Annotated in this window: 5 protein-coding genes; 2 read left to right on the top strand and 3 right to left on the bottom strand. The window is 38.1% G+C overall.

The window, feature by feature from the left end; genetic code table 11:
- Positions 1–121 precede the first annotated feature (121 nt).
- From FJR04_RS03080 to FJR04_RS03070, 3 genes are all read right to left on the bottom strand, one after another.
- A complete protein-coding gene (locus FJR04_RS03080) occupies positions 122–2311 on the bottom strand; it encodes a tetratricopeptide repeat protein (RefSeq protein WP_168491714.1) in 2190 nt (729 codons plus the stop codon).
- Between the two features lie 247 nt (positions 2312–2558).
- Complete coding sequence (locus tag FJR04_RS03075) at positions 2559–3341, bottom strand: PP2C family serine/threonine-protein phosphatase (protein WP_168491712.1); 783 nt, start codon at positions 3339–3341, stop codon at positions 2559–2561.
- A 52-nt stretch (positions 3342–3393) separates the two neighbouring features.
- Entirely contained in the window at positions 3394–4068 is a 675-nt protein-coding gene (locus FJR04_RS03070) for a VWA domain-containing protein (RefSeq protein ID WP_168492120.1), read from the bottom strand.
- Between the two features lie 801 nt (positions 4069–4869).
- Between FJR04_RS03070 and FJR04_RS03065 the strand changes: the two genes are divergently transcribed.
- Complete coding sequence (locus tag FJR04_RS03065) at positions 4870–6231, top strand: response regulator (protein ID WP_168491711.1); 1362 nt, start codon at positions 4870–4872, stop codon at positions 6229–6231.
- A 177-nt stretch (positions 6232–6408) separates the two neighbouring features.
- Entirely contained in the window at positions 6409–7656 is a 1248-nt protein-coding gene (locus FJR04_RS03060; RefSeq protein WP_168491710.1) for an ABC transporter ATP-binding protein, read from the top strand.
- The last annotated feature ends 147 nt before the right edge of the window (positions 7657–7803 follow it).

The following is a 7803-nucleotide window of genomic DNA, read 5'->3' as shown; positions in this document are numbered from 1 at the left end:
ACTTATTACCTATTACCTGTCACCTTCTCCTAGCCATAAATATAGAAAAGAATAGATCCCTGACTTCTTGCAGAAATCAGGGATCTTTTTCAATTTTTAATTTTCAATTTGCCATACTATGTCAATTAGTTTGTCTAACAAGGGTTGATTTGGGTAACACATTGTCACATTTATTAGCAACAACAATACAAATGCTACCTAAAGCTTGTTGATAACTATCCATATCATCTCCTTCAAGGGAGATTTTCGCCGCTGTTTGTAAATCTGCAACTGCTTGGATTTGGTTTTTATCAGATTCACTTTCCCCATATTGTGATAGTTCATAATAAGCCATACCACGTTTTAGATAAACTTTGACCAGTTGGGGATTGATTTTTAAGGCTTCGGTAAAATCAGCGATCGCTTGTTTATATTCTCCTACATAATTGCTGCTGTATTGAGCAATTTGATAACGCACAAGACCACGTTGAAAGTAAGCTTCTACTTTCGATGAATTGATTTTAATTGCTTGGGTAAAGTCAGCAATTGACTTTTGATATTCTTGAAGAGAATTATTGATATATTTGGTAATTTCAAATCTCACAATACCTCTTCTAATATAAGCTTCCGCATCATTTTTATCTATGCTGATAGCGGTATTAAAATCAGCGATCGCTTGTTTATATTCTTTGTCAGGATCGCTACTATAATCAGCTAACATATAGTAGGCATTACCGCGATTTACATAAGCTTTAACTTCTTGAGGGTTCAGTTTCAATGCTTGGTTATAATTAGCTAATGCGCCTTCAAAATCATTTAAATTGTAGCGAGCATTACCCAAATTTACATAACCTCTGGCATACTGAGGATTTTTTGTGATAGCTTTCGTAAAGTTGGCAACTGCTTGTGGATAGTCTTGTTGTTGATAAGCATTGTCACCGCGTTGAGAGTAATCTTTAAAAGAGAGATTTGTCGGCTCAGAAATCTGATTATCTTTCCGAGATATCAAACTTTGCTGAGTATAAGGATTTTGGGAAACAAAAGGACGAGTAAATTTAATCATTACGTCCAAATAGCCCAAAAGACCGACTCCCATTAACCCAAAAATTACACCATAAGCCTTCGAGTTGTGTTTTTTGGCAGATGAACTATGATAAAACGGCTGGTTAGATACTGGTTGCCAATGATAGACAGGGGAGTTTGATCCTACAGGTTGGGTAAACCGTGGAGTAGGAATATAACGACGTTTAGATTTGCGACGGGGTTGGAGATGTTGTTTAGAAGCGATCGCTCCTACTGATGGAAACGGATCTCTACCACCTAATCGCTTAGTCCGTTCACACCAAGGACATTTATCTAAATGATTATGATAGAGATGCTGGGGATTAGCAGTACAAGTCACTAAACTCTCTTCTACCGCTGTTAATGCTGATAACCAGGTTTGAGCATTAGGGCGTAAATGTGGATGGTCATGACCTTCTTCAAAACAACGCACAAATAATTCCTGCAAACTGGGATGTAGGAGATCCCAACGAGGTGAAATCGGCGTTGGTAAATAAGGTACTTGTTTCTTTTGACTATAAGTAAAATGACCAGAAAGTATCCTGCCTTCATAAGGCGGCGGCTCAATACTACCTTGAAATATACCTGAAAATGGGTGAGTTCCTTCCATTAACAATTGGAAAATCAGCACAGCCAAACCAAAAGCATCATGATGACTTTGGCGGTCATAGTCAGCAAAAGTTTTATTCTGTAGTTCTGGGGGAGTATAGTCAGGTTTACCCACTGAACAACGATAGACAAAATTCTGTAATGGTTCGGGAACTTGGAACGAGTCTGTATCTACCAACGTCACCAACGCTGTATCACTCACCAAGATATTCGACTCATTCACATCACCAATACAATATCGGCTGGCGTGTAAAGCCGCAAAAGCCGCTGCCAAGTTGCGAGCAGTCCGCATTAAATATTGATAATTGAATAAAGGGCAATGTTGTCGGCGCGTTCCTGGATTATAAAAATCCATAATTGGCCGCATTCCCTGAATCCTGGGCATCAAAAAGCCAACAATCTGACCACTACCATCTGCCGCTTCTAATAACTCCTGTGGCCAAGCGATAGAAATATGTCCTAAATTTGCAGTAGGATTAGCCGGTGGATTGGCCAGCATCGCCTGGAGTTTTTGGGCATAAGCAATAGTTGGTTTGTGATAGATTTTAGCTACCAAATTTTCATCCGATGGCACTGCATAGATACAAGCTTCACCACCATGTCCCACACTGACAGAGATGTTGAGAATTTCGGGGTTGGGAAGACGACGTAGTACCTGCATGGAAGAATTAAGGTTATGTGGGGTTATTAAAATTCGGTCAACAGTTAGTAAAATTATGGCTTACGCCATGCGATCGGAATTGAGGAACTTTACAGATAGTAAGCAATAGTTGGCGTTACAATCTCAAACTTTGCGCCTTGGCGAGAAACATAATTCATACCACCATGTAGTCTCTTGGTGAAAATATGCTCCAACTACTGCACTCCTCCATTCTTAACTCCTTTTTTTAATAACTGATTACCATGAATCAAGGATTGCCAAATGCAGCTAGAACTAGTGTCAAGTCATCATCAGTGCGCTGAGTTATTTTCTCAGAACTTAAAAACCTCACTAAATGTTCTTTTGCTAATATTCTATCTTCTGCGTTCGCTACAAACTCGAATAAAGGAAAAAAGAAAGGTTTGTGTGGTTCACCAACAATCATATTCAATGCTAACATTTGTAACCCATCGGTGAGGACACCAACATTAACAATCTCTTCCCGCCATACTTTGATTTGTGCTGTCTCTAAGGCATCAGGAGATGTTAAAAAGGTAGTTTCGTTAATGTACTCACCGCTGCTAGGTATTGTTAATGCGATGAGGTTGCCTGTACTATTCTTTGCCACAGCTAAACCATCACCAATTTGCGCTACAGCAACCATCTGTGGCGTAGCAATCATCAGAATTAAGGTAGTTGCTAAATCCTGGGGTTGATTTTTACCAGCATCTGCCTCAGATTCTATGGCTTTCCTGGCTACCAATAAGGCATCCGTGAGCAGATTCTGCAAAAGATGATCATTGGCCAGTACAAAACCGCCAATCTCTTGCATGGCTAGATGTTCAATTGCCGTTTCTACAGCAATCATTGATCCCACCTTTCCTAGTTTAGCAGAACCAGCCCCATCGGCTGCTGCTACCAACAACACATTATTTGCTAATACCTGCCAATGGTGAGCATCTTGACAAAGTTGCTGGTTTTTTGAATGGCTAGTTCCACATATAGATGCGGCTACTATGCGCCATTGAGAAATCTGTTTTGATGTATTCATATATTTTCTTTCCCACAGCTAGTTAACTATAAACAACAAGCTGTTATTTTAATTAAACAGATCCCCAACCAATTGGCGGTAGTGCGACTTGTTCATCTACCTTGGAATGAGATACCGCTGACATACTCGCCGACAGCCAAACAAACATCTCAATAAAATTTAATCCTTTTAGTTTGAGTGGGCTACGCACAGCAATTTGACTTAATCGGCTCATATTCGCGTTTTCTACACCAACTGTAAAGAAGGCGACACGCTTATTAGACTCATCGCCTTGTAGTCTTTGGGATGCTTGTTCGACAACATGATCTAGTTCACCTTGGGGTTCACCGTCAGTAATCATAAATACCCATGGGCGGTAGTAAGCAATACCATTATTCCGATATTGGGATTTACGCTCTTGAATAATATCTAATGCTTTGTGAATTGCTGAACCCATGATTGTCAAACCCTGAGCGGTGAGAATCGGCGGGTTAAATTGATCGGCAGTTACAAAGTCCTGCACGACATTAACACTACTATCGAAAGTCACAATTGCTACTTCTACCCGTCTGGCTGCTAAGGAATTTTTGACTAATTCATCCTTTAAACTCAGCAAACCTTGATTTAGAGCTTCGATTCGTTCCCCTTGCATTGAGCCAGATGTATCTAGCAATAGTACGCATGGACAACGGGGTTCGGGATTTTCCGCAAATTCTACAACTTCATCAAGGTTAAATGTATCAATCATAACTTTTTGTGTTATGTTATAGTCCAAAGCTTTATTTTCCTTTTACTCAAAGTATATAGTTTCTGGCGCGAGTATGACTAAATTTCTGATATTTTGCCGTAAATACTTTAGTTTTTAAGTAAAGATATTGATTTAGGCAAAGTTAACCATATATTTTTGCAATTCCTCATCACTAATTGGTTATTGGTAATTTATGAGGATTTTTAATCCTAATCTGTTGTAAAGTGTCTACCATCATTGATCTTGACTAAAGTTAAAATGGAAGAATTCAGGACAGGAGTTGCTAATTTACTAAGTCAGAAGTAAAACGGGTTTGAGGCGTGGTTGTTTACCTATATGTTCTAGTCCCTTGACTTGCAAACTCCAGTAATAATCAATATATACATTTACCTCCAGGAATTTTTAAAGATTCTATGTGGAATTTTGTCTGTTTTAACGTAATTAAATTCATCGTTGTTAAATTTAGGAAGAGGAGAAATATAAGTATGAAATTCGATGAATTTAGATTACCAATCAAATCTCAGCATCCTTGATAGTATTATGTGGTGTATTAAGTTAAAATAACTACAAAATATAACAAGCTGGAGATTTTAATACAGACAAATGATCAAGACTCAAAATGCTAAATATGAAAAATTGTTACATTCAAATTGTGATTTTTTCTTAGCATAATTTCTCAGGAAAATTCATCATCCAATAATGTTTATGGTGATAATTTTTCCAGTGATCTCGGAGAACAACCTGATATTTAATCTTTTCCAAGAGTATGTTGATTTATCCGTAAAAAAAAATGTAAAAATCATGAAGAATATCGGCACGTTTACAAGACTATCTCCACAGGGTTTATTAAGACAATTAACTAATTGTTATGAAAGTACCTGTTTACAGGTATTTAGTAACTCTGTATCTTGGTTGATATATATAGAACAAGGAAAAATTATTTATGCTACTCACTCAGTAGAACCTTTTGATAGATTAGAACGACAGATGCGTCGTCTTAGTCAAGAAGTTCCTTTAGTAGATAATGAAGTGCGTACACAAATGCGCTTGATGTTTGAAAATGAGGATCATCATTTACCAAATCAATCCCCAGAATATGAAGCGATTAGTTGGCTGATAACTGAAAAACATCTTCTTTCTACTCAAGCAGCATTACTTATTCAAGAATTAGTTAAAGAAGTAATTGAATCATTCTTATTGATTAAAACAGGCACTTATGAACTAGCAGAACCACTGAATAATATCCCCAAAATTTGTAAGTTAGATATCAATAATATTGTTGAACAATGCCAAAATCAGTTACAAAATTGGCGATATCTGGGTAGATATATTTCTTCTCCTTACCAACGTCCATATTTATTAGTTAGTAGTAAATTTTATGATAAAAGATTACCACCACTCCCGGAAAATCTCATCAATTGGATGAAGGGTTTTAGTTTGCGTCATCTAGCGATTATTATGAATCAGGATGAATTGCAATTAACTTTGAGTTTATATCCATATATTGTTAAGGGTTCGATAGTCTTACATGAACCAGATCCCCCGTTTGATAAATTACCAAAAACCTGCGTAAATTCCTTATTATCTGCTGAAAATAGTACGGAATTAGTGCGGGGTAAGTTATTGACTTTAGATGTAGCACCTAGTACAAATATCCACAGAGAAACGTCAATTGTTGCTGAGGATAATCTAGCAGTTCCACCGCTAGTACAGGATGTTGCTGAGTTACCAAAAACTGTTGATGAAAATATCAATGATGATTCTGAAAAAGTCAAAATAAATACGAAAACCACACAAAAGACTTACAAAATTATCTCTGTAGATGATAGTCCCACTATTCTGAAGGAAATTAGCCGTTATTTAGAAGATGAAAATTTTGCTTTGGTGACTATTAATGAACCTGTGAAGGCTGTGATGTCAATTATTAGACATAAGCCGGATTTGATTTTACTGGATCTAAATATGGCAGGAATTGATGGTTATGAACTATGTCGAATTATCCGCAATAATTCAATGTTTAAAACTGTTCCTATTATTTTTGTTACCAGCAATAAGGGGATTATAGATAAGGTGAAGGCTAGATTTGTCGGTGCTTCTGGATATTTAACTAAACCTTTTACTCGCGCTGAGTTGTTAAAAATGATTTTCATGCACTTGGCTTAATGGAATGTCAAATTTCAATGTGGTTGTTTGGTGGATACAATGCAGTTGAGGGCGCAGTTTGTGCGCTTTGTTCAATGTCGTAGATAAAATGCAGTTGATTCGATGGAGTTGAGGAGTTGAGGGCGCAGGCCCTGCGCCCCTACGTAGCCTAATTATTAATAATGTGAATAATCAATCGTGGCACAAGTTATCTTAGAAAATGTTTATAAAAGTTTCCCTTCTCGGAAAGGGGATGTAGTCAAGACACAAGCAGATGGTACTGATGGTGTTAGTGTCTTGCGTCGGATTAATTTAACGATCGCTGATGGGGAATTTATGGTGCTGGTGGGTCCATCAGGTTGCGGTAAAAGTACCTTGTTGAGGATTATTGCTGGCTTGGAGGTGATGACTGGTGGTAATATTGCTGTGGGCGATCGCCTGATTAATGATTTACCGCCCAAAGATAGAGACATCGCTATGGTGTTTCAAAATTACGCCCTTTATCCCCACATGACTGTATATGACAATATCGCTTTTGGGTTACGTCGTCAGTTTGGTGATGGGGAAGTTGGGGAAAAAAGAATTAGTAAATGGGGTAAAAATTTATTGGTAGGGTTGACAAGGAAGTTACCCAAGGGATTTTGGTATGTTTCCGCGAAAGAAAAGATTGTCAATGAACGAGTGCAAAAAGTAGCGGCGTTGTTACAAATTGAGGCGTTATTAAATCGTTTACCCAAGCAACTTTCCGGGGGACAAAGACAAAGGGTAGCATTGGGAAGAGCGATCGCTCGTAATCCGCAAGTATTCTTAATGGATGAACCATTGTCTAATTTAGATGCCAAACTAAGAGCCGAAACCCGTACTCAAATCGTCAAATTGCAGCGTCAGTTAGGGACAACTACGATTTATGTCACCCATGATCAAACTGAAGCGATGACAATGGGCGATCGCATTGCTATCATGTCAGAAGGAAAAATCCAGCAAGTTGCCGCACCATTGGAACTGTATAACCGTCCTGCTAACCGTTTCGTTGCCGAATTTATCGGTTCTCCACCCATGAATTTTATCCCGGTGGAATTTCACGCACCTTTATTAATTAGTCATCCTCACTTTCGTTTTACCCTCCCAGATTTGTGGGGAACTGCATTACAAAAATACGACGGACAAACTTTAATGTTAGGTATTCGTCCAGAACATCTATTGTTGAGTGTACCTGCAACTAAAAATTTACCAGTCAAAGTAGACTTGGTAGAAAATTTAGGAAATGATACTTTTCTATCTGTAAAAATCACAGATCCTGATTTACCTAATATAGAAGGACAAGCCCTACAAGCAAGAATTCCACCAGATAGATTCATCAATCTCGGTGAACAACTTTGGCTATCATTCATACCTGATAAGCTCCATTTTTTTGACCCAGAAACCAATTTGGGGATATATCCGTAAGGGAATTGGGAATGGGTAATTGGGAATTGGGAATTGGGAATTGGGAATTGGGAATTGGGAATTGGTGAGTAAATTTCTGTTTCTATCCTGTACATCCTAGAATCCTGGACATCCTGATATGGCTTGCGCCACGCTACGCTATCAGAC

Origin of the sequence: Anabaena sp. UHCC 0204 (genome assembly GCF_009711975.1) — a bacterium.
In the GTDB taxonomy this organism is placed as follows: Bacteria; Cyanobacteriota; Cyanobacteriia; order Cyanobacteriales; family Nostocaceae; genus Dolichospermum.
The sequence above is the reverse complement of the archived record's forward strand: the minus strand, read 5'-3'. Positions and strand labels throughout refer to the sequence as shown.

Excerpts from the sequence above, each read along its gene's own strand:
- FJR04_RS03080 (WP_168491714.1), bottom strand. The coding sequence starts at position 2,311 with ATGCAGGTACTACGTCGTCTTCCCAACCCCGAAATTCTCAACATCTCT.
- FJR04_RS03075 (WP_168491712.1), bottom strand. The coding sequence starts at position 3,341 with ATGAATACATCAAAACAGATTTCTCAATGGCGCATAGTAGCCGCATCT.
- FJR04_RS03070 (WP_168492120.1), bottom strand. The coding sequence starts at position 4,068 with ATGATTGATACATTTAACCTTGATGAAGTTGTAGAATTTGCGGAAAAT.
- FJR04_RS03065 (WP_168491711.1), top strand. The coding sequence starts at position 4,870 with ATGAAGAATATCGGCACGTTTACAAGACTATCTCCACAGGGTTTATTA.